15 protein-coding genes are annotated in these 22897 nt (G+C 54.9%); 6 read left to right on the forward strand and 9 right to left on the reverse strand.

The features are described 5' to 3' along the window. Window positions 1–60: 60 nt before the first annotated feature. The 8 genes from FYC48_RS00060 to FYC48_RS00095 all read right to left on the reverse strand — a co-directional run bounded on the left by FYC48_RS00060 (window position 61) and on the right by FYC48_RS00095 (window position 12073). Window positions 61–2871 carry a CehA/McbA family metallohydrolase gene (locus tag FYC48_RS00060; RefSeq protein WP_160149236.1) on the reverse strand — a complete coding sequence of 937 codons (2811 nt, stop codon included), beginning with the start codon at window positions 2869–2871 and terminating at the stop codon, window positions 61–63. Continuing rightward, the gene (locus FYC48_RS00065; RefSeq protein WP_160149237.1) at window positions 2868–4106 is read right to left on the reverse strand and encodes a hypothetical protein; all 1239 of its coding nucleotides are present in this window, start codon (window positions 4104–4106) and stop codon (window positions 2868–2870) included. Before FYC48_RS00065 ends, FYC48_RS00060 begins: the two co-directional genes overlap by 4 nt. A gap of 75 nt (window positions 4107–4181) precedes the next feature. Next, window positions 4182–6224, reverse strand: a complete 2043-nt coding sequence (locus FYC48_RS00070) for a polysaccharide deacetylase family protein (RefSeq protein WP_149494682.1) — start codon at window positions 6222–6224, stop codon at window positions 4182–4184. Window positions 6225–6355: 131 nt separating this feature from the next. Then, on the reverse strand, window positions 6356–6541 hold the full coding sequence (locus tag FYC48_RS00075; protein ID WP_149494683.1) for a hypothetical protein: 186 nt from the start codon (window positions 6539–6541) through the stop codon (window positions 6356–6358). A 184-nt stretch (window positions 6542–6725) separates the two neighbouring features. Then, a complete protein-coding gene (locus tag FYC48_RS00080; RefSeq protein WP_149494684.1) occupies window positions 6726–7961 on the reverse strand; it encodes a DUF1559 domain-containing protein in 1236 nt (411 codons plus the stop codon). Window positions 7962–8029: 68 nt separating this feature from the next. Then, the gene (locus tag FYC48_RS00085) at window positions 8030–9937 is read right to left on the reverse strand and encodes a lectin-like protein (protein WP_160149238.1); all 1908 of its coding nucleotides are present in this window, start codon (window positions 9935–9937) and stop codon (window positions 8030–8032) included. Continuing rightward, on the reverse strand, window positions 9937–10527 hold the full coding sequence (locus FYC48_RS00090; protein ID WP_149494686.1) for a sigma-70 family RNA polymerase sigma factor: 591 nt from the start codon (window positions 10525–10527) through the stop codon (window positions 9937–9939). The genes FYC48_RS00085 and FYC48_RS00090 overlap by 1 nt, the downstream gene beginning before the upstream one ends. Window positions 10528–10810: 283 nt before the next feature. Further along, window positions 10811–12073 (reverse strand): Gfo/Idh/MocA family protein, encoded by a 1263-nt coding sequence (locus tag FYC48_RS00095; RefSeq protein ID WP_160149239.1) that lies wholly within the window; start codon window positions 12071–12073, stop codon window positions 10811–10813. Between the two features lie 406 nt (window positions 12074–12479). Between FYC48_RS00095 and FYC48_RS00100 the strand changes: the two genes are divergently transcribed. The 4 genes from FYC48_RS00100 (at window position 12480) to FYC48_RS00115 (ending at window position 19667) form a co-directional block, all read left to right on the forward strand. Further along, window positions 12480–13532: a carbon-nitrogen hydrolase family protein gene (locus tag FYC48_RS00100; RefSeq protein WP_160149240.1), complete on the forward strand. Its 1053-nt coding sequence runs from the start codon at window positions 12480–12482 to the stop codon at window positions 13530–13532. A 54-nt stretch (window positions 13533–13586) separates the two neighbouring features. Beyond that, window positions 13587–15293 (forward strand): CehA/McbA family metallohydrolase, encoded by a 1707-nt coding sequence (locus tag FYC48_RS00105; protein WP_149494689.1) that lies wholly within the window; start codon window positions 13587–13589, stop codon window positions 15291–15293. Next, window positions 15290–17581: a CehA/McbA family metallohydrolase gene (locus tag FYC48_RS00110; RefSeq protein ID WP_149494690.1), complete on the forward strand. Its 2292-nt coding sequence runs from the start codon at window positions 15290–15292 to the stop codon at window positions 17579–17581. Before FYC48_RS00105 ends, FYC48_RS00110 begins: the two co-directional genes overlap by 4 nt. A gap of 859 nt (window positions 17582–18440) precedes the next feature. Next, window positions 18441–19667 carry a DUF1559 domain-containing protein gene (locus FYC48_RS00115; protein ID WP_149494691.1) on the forward strand — a complete coding sequence of 409 codons (1227 nt, stop codon included), beginning with the start codon at window positions 18441–18443 and terminating at the stop codon, window positions 19665–19667. A 286-nt stretch (window positions 19668–19953) separates the two neighbouring features. Here the strand turns inward: FYC48_RS00115 and FYC48_RS28080 are convergent, their stop codons facing one another. Next, window positions 19954–20130: a hypothetical protein gene (locus tag FYC48_RS28080; RefSeq protein ID WP_200836501.1), complete on the reverse strand. Its 177-nt coding sequence runs from the start codon at window positions 20128–20130 to the stop codon at window positions 19954–19956. Between the two features lie 615 nt (window positions 20131–20745). Here FYC48_RS28080 and FYC48_RS00120 point away from each other — a divergent pair. Next, window positions 20746–22005 (forward strand): sialidase family protein, encoded by a 1260-nt coding sequence (locus FYC48_RS00120; protein WP_160149241.1) that lies wholly within the window; start codon window positions 20746–20748, stop codon window positions 22003–22005. A 66-nt stretch (window positions 22006–22071) separates the two neighbouring features. Next, complete coding sequence (locus FYC48_RS00125) at window positions 22072–22851, forward strand: SDR family NAD(P)-dependent oxidoreductase (RefSeq protein WP_149494693.1); 780 nt, start codon at window positions 22072–22074, stop codon at window positions 22849–22851. Window positions 22852–22897: the final 46 nt, after the last annotated feature.

Genomic DNA, 22897 nt, shown 5'->3' on the forward strand with positions numbered 1-22897 from the left:
AATCGGATCGAGTGGGATAGGTCGAGGTGAAACGGCGAGATCATAGACGGCATCACAACGCTACGGTGCCGATCCCCAACGCCGTGGTTTTACGTCGAGCAACAGATCCGTTGTCGCTCGGAAACCGAGGTCTTGGGTTCCTTGGCCGGCATCACCGACCAAGCGGATCTCGCGAAGGCCGGCTTTGTGGGCGGTCAACTCCACTACCTTGTATTCGTTTGGGTTTCCGGTGAGATAAATCGATGTGAATGGGCTATCGATGACTCGAATAGAACACCAATCGGCTGGTAGCGGCGAGGCAAACGAAAGATCAAAACCGGTGATATTCAGAGGCGCCGTCACTCCGGCGATGTTTTCGACTTCAATAAGAAACCGCTGCGGACGGTCCTGACGAAGCTCAATGCGATCGCGTGTCGATGCGATCTTGACACGCGATTCAGGATTAACGGAAACCTTCAGTAGCGTTAGTTCCTCCAGTGCCTTCTTAGTCGTTCGTGGACCGGTGGCTTGATGCAATTGTTGGATCGTTTGGACAGTTCGCGTGGGATCTCCGAACCGACGAATCACGTTGATCAAACGGTCTCGCATCGTTTGCCACGGCTCGACAAGTGACCGAGCCGACTTGCGTTGCAATTCAAGCTGTTCGTACATCGCGATGCCGTCTTCCATGTACGTGATCGCTTCATGTAACTGCGCATCGGTTGCGAAACGTCCTTTGGTTTGGATATCCCGAATGTGCTCTCGGATTCGAGACCGCCAATAGGCAGCAGCTGCTGGATCGAAACGGGGTTGTCCATCGACGGTGACGTAAATCGGACTGGTGTGTCCGATTCCCGGACCGAGAATCGCATTGAAATTCCCGAACCCGAAGTCGGATCGCCCGTCGTTTCGATTGCTGCATCGGGCCACGATCCAGCGGCTGTGTTCTGCAGGGATCGTCAGCTTTAGTTCACCTCGGTTCGCATCGATCCGTTTTTCAGCGACGACGGTTCCGTTAGAAACAATCTGTGCGACGCCAATTCGGTCGCGTGAAACGAACTTGGCAACGATCTTTAGCGGTTCTTGCGGTCCCGTGTCGAATACATCACCGATTTTGCCATCGCTGACCGAGAGATAAATCATCGGCCCCGAGGTTGTGAACGTGCGTCCCTCGCGAATCCCTTCGATCCACCGACTGTATGAGAGCGGCGGTTCGACGTTGACAAAGGTTCGGGCGGCACCAAGTGTTCTCGCCGGATGATCGCTTCCGTTGCTGAGCGGCAGACGGAAACCGCAGTCCAGCAACCGGTAGTATTCCGAGGGTTCCATCTGATCAAGTGAATCGGTCAATCGATGGATTACGTTGACGGGAACATCTTTGTTGCCACCGGTGCCGTGAGCTTCAATGCTGATTCCCCCCTGCTGCCGACAGGATTCGATTGCGGTTCGATTCAGTGGATAATCCAACGCGTCCGGACCGGCGATGATCGCACCAGTTCCGATCGGCTGAACCAGCCAATCGAGGTTGAGAAAACAAAGGTGACCGTACAGATCTTCGTTTCGGTACTCTTCGCCCATCTGGACGTGATAAATGGAATCGCTGATCGCATCGATCGGTCCCATCGGTGCTTGAGATGGTTTGATAAATGCATGGCTTGCTTGCCGTTGTAACAACGTCAAATTATTGACCACTTGCACTCCCTCAGCCCGTTGGACGACAGACAGAAGTTCCAGCGGTTCATCGACGTTCCATTGGTTGGTGACCCAGTGCACGTGCGTGTCTCCGGAAACCCAGTCGGTTTGCGGTAGGTCTTTGATCGGTTGGCATTGAAGCTGTAGCCGTCCTGTCCGGCGTGATTGTGCATCGATTACCACTCGCTGACGCTCAACTTCGAATCCTTGTTCGGCGGTGACGGTAGTAAGGCCCGGTGGAACAGTCATCGATACGTCGCCATCGACATAAAAGTGGCGAACTTTCTTCCAGACATCGATCGGCGGGTAGACCACCAGCTTTTCGGTCAGTGTCGACTTGTTAGCCAAACTTCCCCCGTGGCGATAGACGCCATCGCTGCACCGCACTAAGACGCGCGATGCGGTTGGCTGTCCGTTGAGAGTGACACTTGCATGAATTGTTGCCGGATCGGTCAACTCGATCGGTACCGTGACATCTCGTAAACGCTGACCGGACGATGCGACCATCGGCAGAGGCAAGGTGTCAGTCACCGCTTCGGCGTCGTAGCGTAGCGTCAAGCAAACGCTGGACGCGGTATGCGACGACACGTTGAACTGCTCTGCCGAAGTCGCTTCGATGGCGGAGTCAGTCGCGTTTTTGATCCGAAGTCGCAACTCACGATGATCATCGTTAATGATTGTGACGAGCAGCGGTGATGGGATCGTTCGGCAGAACGAAAGTTTCGTCGATGGATCGAGCGGTGCCAACGATCGACCGTCCCATCGTAGTTTGATCGCTGGTAAGGTCGCGTGCAGTTGCCGTACCACGCGTTCACGTTTGTCGCGCAGTGATTGCTCTGTCAACGCATCGGGTGATTGGCGAAGCCACTGGCGTTCTTCCCAGGCCTGTCGAATCAAGGCGTCATGAAGGTCGGAGGGCCAGTGCGAAAGCAGGAAAGAAAACAACTGAAACGCTTGTTCGGATTGCTCATAGGCACGACGTTCGTGGGGCGCATCACCCGAGTGATTTTTCGCGAGGTGTCCTTCATGTGCGACCGCGGCGGGCGCGAGCAGCACGAGGGTAAGGAGCATCGCACCAAACCGTCTTAGCGTACCGATCGGACGTGACAGTCGTTGCGTGGTGCGGCTGCTTGGATCCGCTTCAACTGGTGAAAGGAAGGCGGTCATCGAATCACCGGGATTGTCGCAAGGGAATATCATTGGGCAGCGGGCAGCGATAATGCGTTGATTTGACGATCAAACTCTAACGCCGTGTGGCTGAGCGTATGCATTTCTGTGTCGGGGGCCACGCGATTTGGATACTGATACCAGCCTTCAAGAACGTAGCGATCCGGACGTCCGCCGTGTTCGTGGTAACGGTGCAGGTATTCGAGGGAGCGTTTTGCGAAGGCTTCGTTTGAGGTTGCACCGCCGTATTCCGAGTTGACAATCAATTCAAATCGCAATCCAGCCTTACGGGTGATTTGTTCAAGTTCGCGAATACGAGCCATCCAATCAACCGTTTTAGGATCACGGATTGGAGTCGGCCATTTGGTCCCCGCCAGCTTGAATTCGCCCGTTGTGAATTCGTAGGGATGGTCGACACGTAAGCCTTCCAAACGCACACCGGCTTGCTGGCAACGTTGAATCAAGAGTTCCACCGCCGGTTTGTAATCGCCCCAATAAGCTCCCTCTGGACCACTGGCCCAATAGGCGATGTCGCCTCGCCATCCCCAGTTCGGAAAGTTCGTGAGGACGACAAATCTGATTTGCGGATGAGACTCCTGCCAAACTTGCATATAGCGGATGATTTCTTCGACCGCTTGCGACGTGTCCTTCAGTCCGACCGCTTCACCCTTCGGAGTTGTCCGACCATTGTCCGCTCCCGGATAAAGCAAACGGCGAATCGGGCCGTCCAACGCAATCAAATCGATTCCGCCGGCGGCATCGATCAGGTTTTGCAACTTTTTCATCTCTACGCGTGCGGTCAATTCACCCACGCCGGATGTGACGTTTAAGCGAACCTTCTCCTGAATCGGTGTTTGGGTTGACTGACCGGTGAACACCTCGGGAATCGATTCCCAATCGAAGTAGCCGCCACTGACGCCGACTTGAATTTTATGTATGCGAAGTGACTGACAAAAAGCAGTCAAGTTCTCGCGTGGGACTTTGTAAGCGATCATGTTGATGTAGAACTCAATGCCATCGATCGCCTTGCTCGCCGCCGGCCAGCGTTCGGTCGGATTCCCCAGTCGTTCAGGGTTATAATGTCCGAGCCAAAGTTCTGGCGCATTCACCGTGGTTGATCCATCGTCAGCGATGGACGTTTGCGACGCATCCTCGGCGCAGACGCCACAGCTAAGACAAACAAGTGTTGCGGCTATCATCGCCCGCCAAGAGTGCATTGACGGTGAAGGTACGAAGTCGAGATCGGTCGGATTCTGTATCAGAAGCATCGGTAGGAGACGATCTGGCGAGGCAGTGGGTGGGAAATGAATGAAAGGGAACGGACAGTCAAAAACCTTTGACCGTCAATTGGCGGCATATTTGATGTCACGAAAACGTTCTCTGGTCGCGGGGTCCGCGAGACGGAAGAAACATGCAGAAAGACGCTGCGTGCCGACGTTCAATCGGCATCCCGGATAGACAATTGCAATCGTATTTTCACCGGACTTGAGTGTGACGCGTGCGGAGTGATTGTGCGACGGTTCAATCACTTCGCCATTGATGACGACAGTGGTGATTGACGGATGGCTGACCACCAAGTCGGCTTGACGATCATCGGGAGAAGTGACGACCGTTCGCAACGCATAGGTCGGCGATTCGGCATCCCACGTTCCCGTCGTGCGAACGTATTCTGGATTCATCCATTCTTGATTGATGTATCCGTCGCGGGCATTCGTTCGCCAACTCAAGCTTTGGCTATCTAGTATTTCCCATCGTTCGGCAGCAAAGTTCTGTTGAGCCAAACGAATCAGTTCTTCTTCTGAGTTGGCTTGCGCCGGAACAGGCCCAAGGATTGCAAACCCATTTAGTGGAAGCGACTCATCCGGGGATTCTCCGGATCGCTGGCAGGTCAAATGAACCCGACCACACTGACCTTCGGATTCGAAGTCAATTTCTGCGGCGAAGTGTTCGTTTCCCCAGGACAAGTCAGACGCGTCGGTGGGACGTAATTGAACTTGGGCGATGAGTGACTGGGGTACGGTTTGGTCGGCTCGTTGAGTTTCGGTGACGACTCGATAGGCGATCGGAACACGCCACCGAATTCGATTGATCCGGACCGGTTCGTCTTCGTCCCAGGACATTCGAATCTTCAACGTGTTCCCGTCGATTGCCAAGCGGCCTCGAAGCGATGGAAAGTCGTTGTCTTCGGAGGAACCTTGCCGATCGCGTTGGTTGCTTGGATTGGCGATGTGAGCAATTTTTTCGGGGAGTGTTTCATCGTTTGGATGGCCGAGGTGGAACATCACTCGCGTTCGATCATCGTTTGACGAACGCGTGACGGTTGCATCGGACACATCGATCAATTCAATATCACTCGCGTCGACCCCGATGACTTCAAACGTCAGCGGGGTCGTATCGTTGAGGTCCAATAATCTGGGTCGACGTATTTGGACGACGATCTGTTTTTTGTTTCGAGAAACTTGCTCGATCGATGTCTTACGATACTGGCGGCGATAGGCTGCGTACTGGTTTTGATTGCAGTGCCAAACATCTTTCAAATCAGCTAGGAATTTCAGGCGTTTGCGAAGCTCGGAATAATCGTAATGCAGGCGTTGCGTTCCGTACCAAGCATGCATCGAGTTCGAAATCATCGGGGAACGATCGCCGACTTCCGGATCATCGTAGGCCCATTGAACCGCTTGTTCGAATTGCTCGAAGGTTTGATTTTCCGGGGGCATGATCGGACTGAGTTCATGCGGTAGATCCACCTTGTCAAAGAATCCGACAAATTCTGCGATGTGATAGTACCCGGCCCGAGAAAGGGTTCGCAGCGTCCGATCGAGGACGACATTCCCTTCCGGGGGCGGCGCGAGATCAACAAAGGAGTACGCATAGGAAATCACCGGCCTGTCGAGTGCGGCTTCCCAGGCGATTCGAACGTTCGACATTTCGGCGAACGTCCGGTTGCTGTGGAAGTATGTGATGAAAGGATGGGTTTCAGAGTGACCTCCGATGGAGTTTCCGCCAGACAGGAGTTTTTGTGCCACTGGCAAGTAGTCGGCGGGCTTGTTCTCTGGTGAAAACGTACGTCCGTTGAGATACCACGTTCCTCGAATACCGAACGCTTCCATTTCCGTTCGGGCACCAAGATTATCGCTGGTCCAGTTGTCATCCCAGCGGCAGGAAACCGCGCGATGATGCCCGTCGAAGAGCGGCAACGGCTTGACATTGGCTTGTTTCGCCGATTCTGTATCGACGAATCGAATCTTGATTTGCTGGACATAAGAGTCCGCGAAGGGTTGAGGTGATTCTCCGCAAGCGATCGGCCCCACCAAGAGGCCAAGGCAAAGCACGCCGGACTTAATGAGCCGTCTAAACAATGGCGTTTCCTTCGTTTGAAAGGTCATGGTGTCAATGGTTCGGTGATGTCTGCTGATCGCCCAGCAGCTTGTTGGCAGCGGCCCGAAAAGATGGGGACCTCGGCTAGCGCCGTCGGCTGACATTGACGCACCTGATCCATAGGCTCTGTTACGGGGCGTTATCGTTGGCCGGGCAAATTGGATTGCCGAGCCATCTTTTCCTGAAACTTGGCAAACTCTTGCCGTTTCGCTTCGAGCTTTTGTTCATCAGGAGGTTCGACCACTTGATTACCACTGCCACCACAACCACTGACGATGGCTAGGGAAAAACAAAACAGAGACAACGTGCAGATTGATTTGAACATCACGAGGTGGATGAAGGGATGTGGAAGAAGTGGTTCGAGTAAACTGTCGTCGAAGGACTAGTGCTTCGTCCCCATTCGATTTTAGGATTAGCCGCATGGCGTTAGCCGCGGATCCGGTCCAATAACCGGGGCTAACGCCCGTCGGCTGAAGACAGTAACCCGCCTTTTCAAATGGAACGAAGGCCTAGATCTCCTCGCCGATCGTTTCTTTGGCCGCACGGGTTCCTAAGGATCCCCACAACCCATAAGGGCTTTGGCTCCCGGGTCGATTAGGTTGGCTGATCACGGGAGCATTTGACGTTCCTGCCTCGATCGAATCGGTGATAAATTTGACCGCACCGTCACCCATCAATACGTGGCAACCGCCTTGATGATGACTGCTGGGACCGTAGACACCGGGAACGACCAACAAGTTGGGTCCGCAGAGTTCACGGTTCGGGGGAAGGATTGTCATGACCTGTTGAACCGAGGGCAGGTAGCTTGCCCACATCATTCCACGTGTCACGGGATAGTCCGATACGAGGAACGGTGGCGGGGTGCCTCCGTCGGTGCCATCGGACCAGAAACGCGGACGTTCGGGGCTGATTTGGCGTTGGTCGGCACAATGATTCGGATTGGCTTGCGGCATGTTGGTACCGACCGCAAAGTTATCTTCGCCATTGCCAAGCGATACCGCGGTGCGGATGTCTCGGTCGCCCAACTCAGTCACGATTTCACCCATCGCGATCGTGTTGGAAAGTCCGTCGAGGATATCTCGAAACTTCGTCGCTCGGCGAAAGGCGAACGTTCCGCGATCGGCCGATCGAACGAAGGGGGCCATGTTCGCATCGATTCCCGTCAGCGACCAGTTACTCCAACCATGTGCAAGACCGGAATGACACGAGTCGCCCATGCAGGGGCCGTAGTTGGTGCGGCCTTGAGCCGGGGCACCAACACCAGGGTCGCTGGGACAACGCAACATCGGAATCTCGGTCATCCAAGGGATATAGTCGAATTCGTCCTGTGGTACTGGTCCCATGGGGTTCCACCGCCCTGTTGCCGGAGGCGTGGTCAGATAGTCTTGGTTGGGATTCGAGATCTGATCCCAAAGCCCTTGTTGTTCGACAAAGGGCATCAAGCCGACCAGCATGCTCAAGCGTTCGTGAGAGGCCTGTTCGATTGGTGTTGGTTCTCCCCAGCCGCCCGATCCTGGTGCGAGCCCAGTTCCTGTTCCATGTTTGGGAAGCTGCTTGTAGCTCGCGTGATAGTTGTGAAGGGCCAATCCAAGTTGCCGAAAGTTATTGCTGCAACTCATCCTTCGAGCTGCCTCGCGGGCAGCCTGAACTGCGGGAAGTAATAGTCCCACGAGGATTCCAATGATGGCGATCACCACCAGTAATTCGACGAGGGTAAAGCCACGTTTGGATCGGCGATTCGGCATTTCAAACTCCTGCAGTCGGAAAAAGATGTGGGCTCCCAGCGAGCACCACGGTGTCGGATCAATGGGAATTAGGGATATTCGATGATGTATCCAAACCAGGCTCCCGGCTGGACCTCGATGGCTCTTGATTGGACTTCCCAGCGAGCCTCGTTGTTGTTCCAACGCAACAAGCCATAGACCCGGTCAGCGGGCAAATACGGTTTCCCGACCGCGATGTCGGTGACTGGATTTCCGTTGATCCAACGCAAGCCTTCCGCTTTTGAACCGGTCAGATTCGAACCGGTCAGGCCGATCATGTTTTCGGAGATCCCGCAGACACGCAAAACTTCGTCGACGACGAAAGCGGTTTCTCCGGGAGACTCAAGCGTGACTAGGTGTCCGTGCTGTCCGTTGAACATGGATTGTTCGGCGCGCTCTCGGACAACATTCCAGTTGACCGGCTCGAGCGATAAGACCAATTGATAGTGATGCCCGTTGCCTCCGCTTGCGGTCGACCATTCAATGGGAGGCTGCGTGATCGTGCGTTGCGTCAATGCATCAACCTGAGGTTCATACTCGACCAAATAGGCTGAAATCGTTTCGTGGATACTATCGATACTTAGATCGTTCCAAGCCCATGATCGTTCGCTACCGACCGTCGCGGTGTACATGCCGTAGTCTTCTCCGCCATGCCAATCCGCTTCACGATAGTTGTCCGGTTGCTGCTCCGGTGATGCCGCCCAATTGGTATATCCGACCGGTTCTCCCGTCACCCAACGGAATTGGGATTCACGAAGAACATCGGTCAATCCGATCCAGATCCCACGCGGTATTGATTCTCCGATTAACTTCTCGATGATGAACCGATCTTCTTCGGCACTGGTGACCGTCGCGAGGTGCCCCGGCATGCCCAGGTGATGCCTGCTCATAGAATCACGGGCGGCTTGGTGCCAGCTCACCGGATGATCGGTCAAGATCAATTGATAGTAATGCCCGTTGCCGCCCGCTTTGATCGGCCAATGAATCGGTGCCGTGACACGAGAAGCGAGCCCGCCGAACCGAGACTTCGAATAAGTGATCCGCTCGCCTTGGTCACCGGCATGAGCAATTCGCATCGCCTCGCCATCGACCAATTCGACGACTTCCGATGAACCTTCGCCATGGACATCAACCTGACCGCGAAACACATGGACTTCGGCAGGGCCCCCCGATTCGACAATCACGCCGAATTCAGTTCCTTGATCGACAAACTCGGCCGATTCGGTTCGCAATCGGAATCCCGTTGCCGTCTCTGGCATGTGGGCGACCAATGCACCGGACGTTAGAGAAGCAGACAAGGATGTTTCAAGTGTCAATTGAGCCGGCCCGGAAAGGACGAGTTTTGCGCCGGAGTCAAAAACAAGTTCGGCGTCACCCGATTCCAAACGAATCTCTCCGGCACGGATCCGCGTCCCGACATCGACGGCGTCGCCATCGCCCGCCCAAACCGCTGACGATGCATCCAACAGCGTCGCGACAAAAGGATTGGCGTGCGATGAAGTTATTGGTTGCACCGCGACCTGAATCTCTTGTGAATCACCGGTCAATCTCTGCCCCGTAGTTTGATCTGCGTTCACACCGACCCAACGATCGATCGTTGGCCCCACCCAGTAGGCCACACTGACGAACATGGCAAGAATCACGGCGGCAGCGGCGAGTCTTATCCAGGACGGATTTCGATAGCTATACGGCCGCCGCTCCGACGGCCGAGACGAAGAATCCGGCCGAACATCGGCAGCGTCGGCGGGCAAGCCTTCGCCGGTTCGATAACGCCACATCAAACTGGCATTCAGTTCCATGTACGCGAGGTACTTTGACCGCAGCTCAGGAGCTTCAACAAGAAGGTCCTCCAAACGGCTCAGGTCATCCGGTGAGAGCGTGCCGTCGCAGTGACGCCCTGCCAACACCATCAACTCATCTTCTTGTGGGCTCATCTCTCGACGATGTGATCCACTCATCAGCTCAAACCTCCTTGCTTGGTGATTTGTTTGGTGATCTGCTCGGTCACTCCTTGGGTCGCTAGACCGTCCGAGACGCGCCCTTCGATGCATTGAACCAGAAAGCGACGTATCCGATGGAGTCGCATGTAAACCGCATCGACTGAAATTCCCATCGACTCCGCTGTCGACTTACAACCGGCCGATTCGAGGTAGCAACCTTCGAGCAACGCCCGCTGCTTTTCCTCAAGCGATTGCAGACAGACCGACAAAGCTTCACTGCGATCCGAGTCGGCGACTTGTTCAGAGTGCTCGGCCAACATCGAGACCACCGCTTCGGACAACTGCACATTTCGCCGTTCACTTCTCCGTAGGTAGTTGCGAATTTCATTGAGCGCGATACCACGCGCCCAGGGCAAGAAACCGTATCGTGGGTCAAAACGATCCCATTTTTGCCACATCACGAGACTGGTTCGTTGCAGCAAATCTTCGGCGTCAGATCGATTGGGAACCAATGTCGCGATATAGGCATAAACGCGGCCTTGATTCTTGATGTAATAAAGCGCGAAATCATCTTGGTGAGAATGATCGGATTGGTGTTCACGATTCATCGTTTCTCCACGGGAATGCTTCGGCTACAGAACCTTTCGTAGGCAATGCTAACAACCTAACGCACATTTTTGATGTTCTCACCGATTCAGCGGCAAGGCGTTAGCCGCCGGTAAGTGAATCCTAAGCGGCAAGGCGCTAGCCGCCGGTAAGTGAATCCTGAGCGGCAAGGCGATAGCCGCCGGTAAGTGAATCCTGAGCGGCAAGGCGCTAGCCGCCGGTATATGTTGGGTTTTCATTCGTAATGATCCGGGTGATTACCTCGTCCTTCTTGAGGTGATTCACTCAGACAACTTCAAAACCGGATCGCTGAGGACGAACCAGAAAATCGTTCGCTTGGGGATGATTCGTGATACGAGCCTCGGCGGCGGACCAGCGAAGGTTCTCGCCAAGTCGCAGTCCGATGTTGGCGACATGACACACATTCAAATGACGTATATGGCTTTCAAAATCTGAGATCGGCACCGCGTGGCCGTGACAACTTCGATAGAAATTTTCCATGTGGGAGACCGCGTCGTTCCCGAGTCCGATGTCGGCGCGTTCTCGTGAAGTAAGCGGTATGCGACGCAAGTCTTCGATCGGTTTCCCCGCGAGGCGATTTCGGTTAACAAAGAAGCGGCCTCGTTCGCATTCAAAGAGGATACCATTGTCAAAGCCGAGGTCCGCGGCGTTATCACGTATGATCAGCTCAGCGTCACCGGGAAGAACGCAGCGAACGGTGAATCGATTCGCGGTGTTAAAACTCTGCCGATCAGTCGGCCAGCCGTCCTTCATCGCGACGGGGTGCACGACGTCAAGGACTTCGATTTCGATTGACTTTTCCGCATCCCAGCCGAGGGCCCAGAGCGCAATGTCGACATGATGCGCGCCCCAGTCCGTTAGCTTTCCGCCCGAGTATTCGTACCACCACCGAAAGGAACCGTGGCAGCGTTGGGCAAGGTAGTCGGTCATCGGTGCTTGCCCCAGCCATCGATCCCAGTCGAGGCCATCGGGCACGTCGGCGGTCTCGAAAGGGCCGCCCGATGGCCCACCGCCGATCGCAACGGTGACTCGCTTCACATCACCGAGTCGCCCCGATCGGGCCAACGCGACGGCGGTTTGAAACTTCGGATCGCTCCGCTGCTGGGTGCCGACTTGTAGCACTCGGCCTGTTTCATTTGCTACCTGCCGCACAACACGGCCTTCGTCGACCGAGAACGTCAGCGGTTTTTCGCAGTAGACGTTTTTGCCGTGACGCATCGCGTCAATGGTTACCTTGGTGTGCCAGTGATCGGGCGTGCAAACAAAGAATGCTTCGATGTCATCACGTTCGAGTAGCTCTCGATAGTCTGAGCACACAGTCTTCGCGTCCGGGGCAACCGCGCGGTACATCTCTGCGCGCCGGCGGTCGACATCGCATAACGCATCGATTTGGAACCAGGGCGCAAAATTGACGCGAGCGTGGTGCGTTGCGATCCCCCCACACCCGATCACCGCCGCCGAGATCGGGTGATCCACGGCATCGGAGAATGGCTTTGCATCGCTCTCTGCAGCAGCTCCCAAAGGCATTGAACTTTCGGCCGCCGTCCCGACCGCCGCTGCCGCCGCAAGCTGGCCAAACTTGCGCCTAGATAATTTGCAGGTACGTTCGGTGGAGTTGGCTGAAGCGAATTGCATCTCAAAGCACTCAGATCGGCGGGACACGTCAGGCGGTGGATACGGCGGGGCAATCACGACTAGATCGTTGCGCTTTCGCGAAAACTAACGCGAGAAACGTATTTTTTTTGATGTCCCCCCACACGTCGATGCAAGCTTTTCGACGAAGTCCCACGTTCACGACGTTTGTTGCGTTAGATCATTCGTTGTGACAACGATCATTCGGTGAGGTCGCAACACACAGGATGGCAGCAAAGTCGTCGCGTCTCGACCGAGAATACTCGCATGACTTCGAACGAACTCGATGGAGGATTTAGGAATGTTGACCTACCGACTGGCATGGGTGAGTTTATCGATCGCGATCACCGCCGGCGTCATCACTGGCTGGGGGGCCGCCGATGAAGTCCAGGCCCAGGAGACGCACGCCAGGCAGGCGAAGCAAGTTCCTGAACTAAAACGCCGTCAGGACACCGTGAAGGTTGCGGTGGCACAGATGATGATCGACCAGGCAAAACTCAACGACGAAAATGATCCGGTCGACGAACTCATCCCATGGATGGACCGTGCTGAGAAAGCCCACGCAGATTTGTTGGTGTTCCCGGAGTACCTTCTCGGCGCCTATCACATTGATGACCCGATGATCAAAAAACTGCGTGATCAAGTTCGCAAGCGAAATCTCAATGTGATCGTCGGAGGGTGGGAGTATTTGCCCGGTCAGATCATCAAACACCCACCAAAACCAAAGACGTACGCCAACACGGTGTTGGTAATCGACCGTGGAGGGAATGTTGCTGGAAAGCATCGCAAAATGCATCCCGCCTTGGGGGCAAACTCACCTTACTGCTGGCCACCGGAACCTGGAGAGCGAGGTGAGCACACGATGGTGCTCGGTAACGAAAATGGCGTGATCGATTTGGACTTCGGTCGAATCGGTTTGCTCACCTGTTACGACGGTTACTTTTTCGAGAGCTTCCAAATGCCCTCTCTGCGCGGTGCGGAAGTGCTGGTTTGGGTCAATGCTCGTGGTGGAATGGTCGAGCCCCACGTGATTCAGGCGGCGAGCTTTATCACCTGCACCCATGTCGTCGCGTCCAATCAATCCGTCGGTTGTGGCTCTGCGATTTGTTCGTATCCAGGTTGGCGGTTGGATCATGCCGCACCTGCACCGGGTGAAGAAGCGTTCCTGGTCGGCGATCTTGATTTGAAAGAAATTCGAATCCAACGTCGCAACAACCGAATGCTTCATCAGCGACGTCCGGAGGTCTACCAAACGATCGCGGAGAAATGGCAACCCTGGACTGCTTATCCAGACATCGAGCCGTTCAGATATTCAGCCGAGTCGACCGCCGCCGAGTCGGCGATCGACCAATAGTCGGCGAGCTTCGATAAGATCCTTCAGAATCAATCAATCAGAGGCGGTATTGAAGTGTCGCGTTTTTTGTCTTTCGATCGACAGTTATTCCTCGTTTCGCTTTTGGTCCTAGGCATCACGGTTACCGCGGAGGAGGGCGGTGCGTCGAAAGTCGTCGCGCCAGCCGCTCCGACGGTTCGTCTGGAACTCGACGTAGTTGATGCGGCGAGCCATCGACCGCTGGCTTGCCGGGTTCACCTCCGGAATGATCGTGGCGATTGGTTTCATGTCGATTCCGCTGACGGCCAAGCGATCGCCTACCGGCGTCAGATGCCGCATTTACCAAGCAGCCCCGAAGTCCATACGACGGTAACGGCAGCGTCTTTTTTTGCCGAACTTCCCCCGGGCAGCTATCAGCTTCGAGTGGAACGTGGCAAAGAATACCATCCTGCACACGTCGAATTTCAGGTAAGCGACGAACCGCTGTGTCAGACAATCACGCTCCGTCGCTGGATCGATATGGCCGACCGAGGTTGGTATAGCGGTGACACTCACGTTCATCGTGACATCGATGAATTGCCTAACGTTATGCTGGCCGAGGACTTGAACGTGGCTTTCCCGATCACGTCTTGGGTTCGCGATACGGCCGACCAGCCTTCTCCGTTTGAGCTTGGGCCACTCAACCGACAGAACGCCTCCGGGACGATCGAGGTCGATGCGACACATGTGATCGTACCGCGAAATACCGAATACGAAATATTTGCCGTGAACGGTCGCCCGCGGACACTCGGCGCCGTTCTAATTCTCAACCAGACTTCAGGGCTGGATTTATCTGCGCCGCCGCTTGTCCCAATCGCCGAGCAAGCCAGGTCGCAAGGCGCGCTATTGGACCTGGACAAACATTCGTGGCCGTGGTCATTGATGATCGTTCCGACGATGGGCATCGACTTTTTCGAGCTTTCCAATAACCATGTTTGGCAAACCGAGTTCGGGTTTCATCAATGGACGATCGACGCCGTACCACCCTACATGCGGGTCCAGCGTGACGAGCGAGGCTTGACCGAATGGGGATGGATCGATTTCGGAATGCAAACCTATTACGAACTTATCAATTGCGGGTTTCGCATGCGGGTGACCGCCGGGACTGCCTCGGGAGTTCACCCTGTCCAACTCGGCTTCGGGAGGGTGTATGTCCGATTGCCCAATGGATTCAGTCATCAAGATTGGGTCAACGGACTCAATGCCGGCCAAAGTTTTGTCACGACCGGTCCGATGTTGGATCTACGCTTCAACGATCGAGATGCCGGCGAACACTTCCAGCCAACTAACCCAACAGACGCCAGCGTTCGGATTCAAGGGTCTGCGATAAGCCGACGCCCACTGAAACTTATCGAGGTCATCGTCAACGGCAACGTCGAACGGGCGATCCACCCGGACAACCGCCGCAGTGACAGCGGAGCCTATGTGAGCGAAATAGATCTTGAATTGGCCAAAGAGCATTCCTATTGGGCGGCGGTGCGTTGCTTCGAAGAACACCCGACCGACCGAGTGCGATTCGCACACACCAATCCGGTCTTCGTCGATGTCCCCGGAAGTCACATCCGCCCGCGGAAAGAAGCCCTCGGCTACTTCATCAGTCAACTTGAAAACGAGATTGCCGACCTAGAAGGTTTGATCGATGAGTCTTCGATTGATGAGTATCGTCAGGCGATCGAGCACTACAGGGAACTCCAACACTTCGGTACGCTTGAAAACGATACGACCGACGAGGCCACGCCGTGATCACCGCCCGTTTTAGTCTTCGAGATGTCGTTTGTCTGGCTACCGGATTGCTCGCGACGGCGATGACACCGCATATCGCGATTGCTCACCAAACGCCAGTTGCATGGCCGACAGAGGATCAATTGCAACGCGTTCAACCCGCTGTGGGACAATCCATACCAGTCGCTCGCAAGATTGTCACGCACTTTCGTCATCGACTCAATGCGTCACAACTGCATCAACTCGACCACGTCCGACACCATCTTGAAATGATGAGTCGTGTCGATGCAGGTTATTTGGGAAGCGATCAGCAAAAAACAACGATTTCAAAGGCTCGGTTAGTTGACTACTATCGCTGGCGCACCGAGCAAGCTTTGTTCGAAGTCTTGAACCAGCTGACGTCGCCCGACGTAATCGAGTTGGACTTTCGGAACGGACTTCCCCGTCGCTCTCCCGATGCGAGGATCATGGTCGACGGACAAGATGACATGTTGTTGCTTCGGGTGCGACGCGGAGAAAGTAGCCGAGGGAACACAGTCTCGCCTGATCACCTCACGGTCGCGACTTGGGATCTGGCCAGTGAACGTCCGCAATCACATTTCGCTATCGACATCGCTGACACGGGCGTAACCTATGCCCTCATCGATCTTCGTCGTTTGCCCGACGATCAGACCATTTCCCACTTGCGTTTCGTCGACAAAGCAACGGGGGATGATTTACAAACGTTTGCCCTGACGTTGCGTGCGGCGCCCAAGGGTCACCTGGCGATCGATGTGGTCGATCAAAACGGCCAATCGATACCGGTACTGATGAGTCTTGCGACAGAGGAGGGCGGAAGGCTATGGGAACCGGCTGAGGCAGTTGATCTGACAACGGTTTTCAATGACATCGTTCCACACCTCAGTTCATCTGGGCGAGGCTACATGTTCTATCTGCCGGGAAAGCGAAGGGGCAGGTATTGGGTCGTCAGGCCGCCGATCGAGATGACGCTGCCGGCCGGACGATGGGACATCAAGGTGTTGCGTGGCCTGGAATTTACGCCGATCAAAAAGACCGTGGCCGTCGTCCCCCACGAGTGGACGCGAACAACGCTTCAACCGAAACGCTGGACCGATATGAATCGCCGAGGGTGGTACTCCGGCGATGACCATGTCCACGCGCAATTAATCAATAGTGAAGACGCTCGCAAGTTGATGGACTACACGCGGGCTGTCGACATCAATGTCGCAAACGTGTTGGAAATGGGCGACGTGATGCGCACCTACTATCCTCAACGTGGGTTCGGAAAAGACTTTCGAGTTCGAGACCAGAATCACTGGTTGGTCCCCGGTCAGGAAGATCCACGATCAATTCTCGGTCATGCGATCGGATTAAACCTAAGTTCGAAAGTTCGTGACCTTGACCGCTACCTGTCTAATGAGTGGATTGCCGAACAGATCCATCAGCAAGGCGGTTTGTATGGTCACACTCACGTCGGCGCCAACGCTTGTTTTGTGCATCGGCAAATGGCCTTGTTCACGCCGTTTGGAATCGTCGATTTCAACAGCATCATGCAGGCTCAACTTGGGACTGAACTGTACTACGACTTTCTGAACCTCGGTTTCAAGATGACGGCAACCGCAGGAGCGGACACCCCGTATGGTGGAACGATTGGTGCCGTCCGAACCTATGCCTACACCGGTGACACCGAGGAATGTTCTCCAGATGCCTGGTTCGCGGCCATCAAACGCGGACGGACCTTTGTTACCAACGGGCCGATGCTAGACTTTCGAGTCCAAGCGGCGTTGCCCAATGGCGAGGACGCATTGCCCGGCGATGAAATTTGCTCTGACCGAAACCGACGACTGCAGGTCACCGCCAAAGCCTGGGGTGATGAAGGGGCAGCCGCGCCGGCAAGACTTCGTTTGATCAAACTTGGCGAAGTGGAGCGTGAGGCCGTAGCAAACGAACCCAATGCAGACTCGCTGAATCTAGACGTGGAAATCGAAGTAGGGCGCGGCTGCTGGATCGCAGCCCACGCCGTTTCCCATGACGGCGCAGAAGCACATACGACACCGATCTACCTCACCCGAGAAGGCTACCGCCACTGGGACCGAGATAAAGCCGGGGCTCTGCTGGAAAAGCAATTGAACGTCCTCGAAGAAATTGAATTCGAAATCTCCAAATCCGAGCGTCTGATCCGGTCCGGTGCCGGGCTGCTCGACTATTGGAATCGCCGTAGCGCCGATCAAGCGGAAGCCGTTCGCAAGAATGTTGCCGCGGCGCGGAACGAGTATCGGCGTTTGAAGCAATTGCTCGGCAACGAATAAGCTCTGTTGCTGCGGCGCCAGTCGGTGCGGGGGGACGCCCGGCATGCAGTGTTGGGGGAACACCGTTTCGGATGCATCGCAACCTCACATGCGGCAGCTTTGGTCTAGCTCTAGAAGTGTTAATAAATAGTCGGTCGCTTTCCTTAAGGCGCACCGATCTTCTACTATGCGAACCCCGATCCCTGCGCAATTGTGACCATTGCTGCATGCAAGCGAACTCTTAAGGCTTCTAGATGAGGGGGGACGCTACCTCATAAGATTATGTTCTTGATAAAACCGGCGAGTCCCCAATTTGGGACCAAACGTGCTATTGCTTAGCTACGCCTCTTATGGGGGTTTCGACTTAGATTCGGCATTAGAAAGACGTCAAAATACTTTCCCATAGGTTTGACGGTTCGTCCCATGTTCATGACGTCATTCAGAGCCGATCAGGGAACCAGCATCAACCTACTTTCGACCGACCATGCTGGCCAAATCCCCCTGAATTGACCGGTCGTCATAGCACTGGTCCGCCGCCAACGCGTGCGTCGCGCGGTATTTGGAAAGACGCTCAATCGGCACGATTGCCCGTTGGGTGCGTTCGATGTGGCAAGAGCCAAAGTGCGACTTACATTAAAGAACGATCAAAACTTCATCAGTCACTCTTCATGACTGTCACGCCTGGGTAATCGAAGGCACCCAGGTGGAGATCGTTGGTTGCAGAATACCTACGGTTTATAAGTAATGAAGGAAATTTGGCACTACACTAAATTCAGATAAGGGTTTAGTGTGGCGACGTTAATGCGTGCTTACCCACCTCATTCTCGACCAAGCAGGTTCGAGGTTTGATGAGGACATTTTTTTCCAGGAGATGAATTGAATGCGAAGAAGTACTGAGAGAGGTTTCACCTTGGTGGAACTACTCGTCGTGATTGCCATTATCGGCATCCTTGTGGGGCTGCTTTTGCCGGCCGTTCAGGCGGCTCGGGAAGCGGCACGCCGGATGAGCTGCAGCAATAATTTCAAGCAAATTGGTTTGGCAATTCACAACTATCACTCCGCCTACAAGCAGATCCCTATGCATGGCGCGGGGACTGATGACAAGACTGACAACGCCCAAAATTGGTGGACCAGCTATAACACCAACAATCACTGGCGGTTGAGCTCACTTGTCGCGATGACACCCTTCATCGAACAGCAAGGGTTGTGGGATTCGATCACCAACCCGAACGCGGAGCGAACCGATGGCAACACCGGTGCCGCGATCGGAACGCCGACGGCACCTTGGCCGCCGATGGGTCCAACCCCCCAAAATATCCAGTACATTCCATGGGCGACAGAGCTTCCGACACTGCGCTGTCCCAGTGACCCTGGAACTGGGTTGCCTGGCCTCGGGCGGTCGAACTACGCCTCCTGCATGGGGGATTCGTTCTGGCGCGCACAGCACGGTGACTTAGATCCCGATGTCGGGCCGACCAATGCCGGCTACGCCCAAGAATCTCGTGCCGCCAACCGTGGATTCTTCGTTCGTCACAAGGCGATGAAATTCCGTGACATCCTGGACGGTCTCTCCAACACCGTGGCGATGATGGAAATTGCGACCGACCTCGGAGATTTTGATACCCGAACGATTGGGAAGATTCACCCCAGCGGTCAGTCGGCTCAAACACAAATTCGTGACAATCCAAATCTGTGTCGCGAAGATCCCACAATGGTCGACCCGGAGCGTCCCCTGTTCTGGACGGGCGGTAGCATGGAAGGTGCCTCCAAAGGTCGCGGACTCCGCTGGGCCGACGATCAATTGATGCAGTCGATGGCTTTCACCATCCACCCGCCGAACAAGCCCGTTTGTATTCCTCACGATTCAAATGGTCCTTCGATCGCAGGCGGCTCGAGCCGGCACCAAGGCGGTATTCACGTCTTGATGGGTGACGGTGCGGTGACTTTCATCACCGATTCCATCGAAGCTGGGAACCAGAACAACCCGGTTGTATTTATCAACGGCACCGCCGCGAACAAGAACGTTCCCGGATCGCAAAGCCCGTTCGGCTTGTGGGGGGCTTTGGGAAGCCGCGCCGCTAAAGAAGTGATCGATGAAGCACTCTAAGTTGCGTCTTTGCGAAATCAGGTTCAGTTAAACCTGGCCCGATTTAGCGACTATCTTTCAACGAAAACAGCCCCTGAGATAATTCTCAGGGGCTGTTTTCATTTGTCGGCTGCAGGGTCAGCATTGGTCCGAGGCCGAATCAACGCGGTTGTTGGATTCATCAGAATGCTGATTCAAAAAATCGCTACGCCACGGTCGCCACGTAATGGGGTGGTGACTCAATGGGATGGCGGCGCAGTATCGCGGACGACCAAGAAGTGGTGACTAAACCGCTTCTTTGGGGCAATCACTGAGCGCCTTCCATCGCCTTCGATGCGGCCTTTTCCTCATCTGCGATCATTTGTTCATATTCAGCAATCGCGTCGGCATCGCCGCTGTCGACAACTGCTTCTGATTCACCGGAACCACAACCGATGAGCAACGCGGGAACGATCAAGAACAACAATGCAAAAATACGACGCATGGAATTTCCTAGCTTTGATGGGGAACGTGGATTCTGAAGCGATCAAGACGTCAACCTGACGCGCTGGTGATCACGGGCAACTGGTCGTTTGAAGATTCATACGGATCTCCCGTTTGCTTCATCAAAGGAACCATACGGCAATTACAAGCTCCAAGAGTTGCCACGCCTTCGGCGTACGATGTCTCCGGAACGGGATGCCGCAAACCGCGGGCCTCAGAGTCCGCAGGTCGTTGAGTAATTTACCATGTGATGATTTTTTTCCATCCCCTCTTTTCTTCGTGGTCGATGGACAATGCGGCCGGTAGGAATCGCACGTCATCCGCACCATGGGGTGGGAGTTGTTACCATAGGCCAACCGGTCGAACGCAATCCTTTCAAGGAATCTAGCACTGACCACCCCCTCCAGCCCTCCCTCCCCGAGACTGTCCTTCCATGACGCTACGCCGATTGAAACTGACCAGACTGAGTCAATCCGTTGAGAGTCAACCCGGCCTAAGCCGACCCGCGGGCACTTGTTTGCTCTCGCTTGTCTTCGGAGCCAGTTGTTTGATTTGCATTGCCCCGAAGGTCGACGCCCAGACTGTTACGGTGGAGTCCGTTTTGGGGGATACCTCGATGCCCGCATCGAGTGCCGTCTCTCAGGTATTTCCATATGGCATCACAGGCAAGACACCGCCTTCATTGACGAAGGTTAACTTCAAGGGGCAGAAGCCTTATCACAAGCACCGTATCAACCTGCGACTCTTTCAGGGCTGCCCTCAGGTCGAGGTCTCCGACGGCGGTCGACTTTGGGCGACTTGGTTCGGCTCAAACATCCAAGCCGAACGTGCGCCCTTCCATCAAGATCAATTCTCGGTCATCTCGACGTCAGCCGACGGTGGTAAAACTTGGAAAGAGGTTTTCATTTTCGATCCGAGTGATCTTCTCGGAGGCGGAGCTTCTGATCCGTTGTTATGGAAAGACGCCAAAGGCAACGTCCGCTTCGTCGCCCTTCGCAATATCGACTTCAAGGGGAAAGACGACTTCGCAACGTCGGCTTGGGAGTTCACGATGCTTGATCCCGAAGACGAGCATACCGCTTGGTCAGAGCCGCGGCTGTTAGGCAATAAAAACATGTCCGTCATGAAGCCTTTGATCTTTCCCGATGGGACGATCATGCGATCGATGGACGATTTCAAATTGGTAGGAAAGCCTGACCAAGTGCGAATTCGGTTTTTGAAAGAAGACGCCGACGGAGAGCCAATGTTTGTCTCGCAGTTGCCCGTCGACAACGATGCCGGATTTGCCGAACAGATGCCAATCATTCGGAAAGACGGGAGCTTGTTTACGTTTTACCGCGCCAAAAACGGACAGAAGTTTGCAGAGTCGTTCGACGGTGGACGGACCTGGAAACTGGGCGGTTACTACCCGATGCAGTTTTCGGTCAACACCAAATGCATCCTTAAAACGCTACCTTCGGGGAGAGTCTTGTTGGTCGCCAACGATGTCCAGTTAAGGCACGATGGCGGCAAGCGCGTCTATCTTTATACGGACGAGAACGGCCGCGAACGCGAACTGAAAACGAACCGAACGGTACGGACTCGGATGACCGCTTATCTGAGTGATGACGACGGCAAGACTTTTCCGCACAAGCTGTTGTTATGCGACGACGGGCAAATCAGCTACCCGTCTGCAACGCTGGGGAACGACGACGCGATCTACATCGTCTACGATCAGGGCCGTGGTGTGATCGGGCAGCATACGATTTTTCTGTCAAAGGTCACTGAAAAAGACATTTTGAACGGTAAGCTGATCAGCGGCGAGAGCTTTTTGAACAACGTCGTCAGCCGTCCGAGTGACGATGGCGGAGGACGCCGCGAAGGCGACAAAATTTAGTGCCGCGAAAACCCACGACCTGAAGTTGAAATTGCCTCTTCAAAACCCTACCCGCAAGGACACGCGATGACACGCTGGCCAGGACTTTCGCAATTTGAGTTGACCGACAATGTCGCCATCGTCACTGGCGGTTCGAAGGGGCTTGGTGAAGCGATTGCCGCCGGTCTGGCCTCGGCCGGATCGAACGTTCTGTTGGTCAGTCGACATGAAGATGAAGCACAGGCAGCGGCGGCTAAGATCAGCGACGAATACCCGGTTAAGTCGATCGGGATTGCTGCGGACGTGACTTCCGAATCTGACGTAACACGGATGGTCGAATTTGCCGATGCCGAATTTGGTCGTATCGATACGTTGATCAACAATGCGGGGATCAATATCCGCGGTCCGATCGATCAACTTTCACTCGATGACTTTCGGAAAGTTCAGCAAGTCAACGTCGATGCGTTGTGGCTGTGCGCCAAACACGTGACGCCGATCATGAAACGTCAGCGATGCGGGCGGATTATCAATTTGGCGAGCACGTTGGGCCTCGTCGGTTTGGCGAATCGGACACCTTACGCGGCAAGCAAAGGCGCGGTCGTTAACTTGACCCGAGCCCTTGCGATCGAACTCGCCGCCGATCACATCACGGTCAATGCGATCTGCCCGGGACCATTTCTCACACCGATGAATCTTCCGATCGCTGAAACGGAAGAAGCGAAGCAGTTCATCGTCGGTGCGACTGCGCTTCAGCGATGGGGCGAACTGAATGAGATCCAGGGCGCAGCGATCTTTCTCGCCAGCTCGGCGTCAAGCTACGTGACCGGAAGCATGCTCACCGTCGACGGAGGCTGGACGGCGCATTAGCCCTTCATCCATCGAACACCTGAGAGTGGACGGCGATCGATTGGGC

Source organism: Roseiconus lacunae (assembly GCF_008312935.1).
GTDB lineage: Bacteria > Planctomycetota > Planctomycetia > Pirellulales > Pirellulaceae > Stieleria > Stieleria lacunae.

Coding starts and splice junctions, on each gene's coding strand:
- FYC48_RS00060 (WP_160149236.1), bottom strand. CDS start 2,871: ATGATATTCCCTTGCGACAATCCCGGTGATTCGATGACCGCCTTCCTT.
- FYC48_RS00065 (WP_160149237.1), bottom strand. CDS start 4,106: ATGCTTCTGATACAGAATCCGACCGATCTCGACTTCGTACCTTCACCG.
- FYC48_RS00070 (WP_149494682.1), bottom strand. CDS start 6,224: ATGACCTTTCAAACGAAGGAAACGCCATTGTTTAGACGGCTCATTAAG.
- FYC48_RS00075 (WP_149494683.1), bottom strand. CDS start 6,541: ATGTTCAAATCAATCTGCACGTTGTCTCTGTTTTGTTTTTCCCTAGCC.
- FYC48_RS00080 (WP_149494684.1), bottom strand. CDS start 7,961: ATGCCGAATCGCCGATCCAAACGTGGCTTTACCCTCGTCGAATTACTG.
- FYC48_RS00085 (WP_160149238.1), bottom strand. CDS start 9,937: ATGAGTGGATCACATCGTCGAGAGATGAGCCCACAAGAAGATGAGTTG.
- FYC48_RS00090 (WP_149494686.1), bottom strand. CDS start 10,527: ATGAATCGTGAACACCAATCCGATCATTCTCACCAAGATGATTTCGCG.
- FYC48_RS00095 (WP_160149239.1), bottom strand. CDS start 12,073: ATGCCTTTGGGAGCTGCTGCAGAGAGCGATGCAAAGCCATTCTCCGAT.
- FYC48_RS00100 (WP_160149240.1), top strand. CDS start 12,480: ATGTTGACCTACCGACTGGCATGGGTGAGTTTATCGATCGCGATCACC.
- FYC48_RS00115 (WP_149494691.1), top strand. CDS start 18,441: ATGCGAAGAAGTACTGAGAGAGGTTTCACCTTGGTGGAACTACTCGTC.
- FYC48_RS28080 (WP_200836501.1), bottom strand. CDS start 20,130: ATGCGTCGTATTTTTGCATTGTTGTTCTTGATCGTTCCCGCGTTGCTC.
- FYC48_RS00120 (WP_160149241.1), top strand. CDS start 20,746: ATGCCCGCATCGAGTGCCGTCTCTCAGGTATTTCCATATGGCATCACA.
- FYC48_RS00125 (WP_149494693.1), top strand. CDS start 22,072: ATGACACGCTGGCCAGGACTTTCGCAATTTGAGTTGACCGACAATGTC.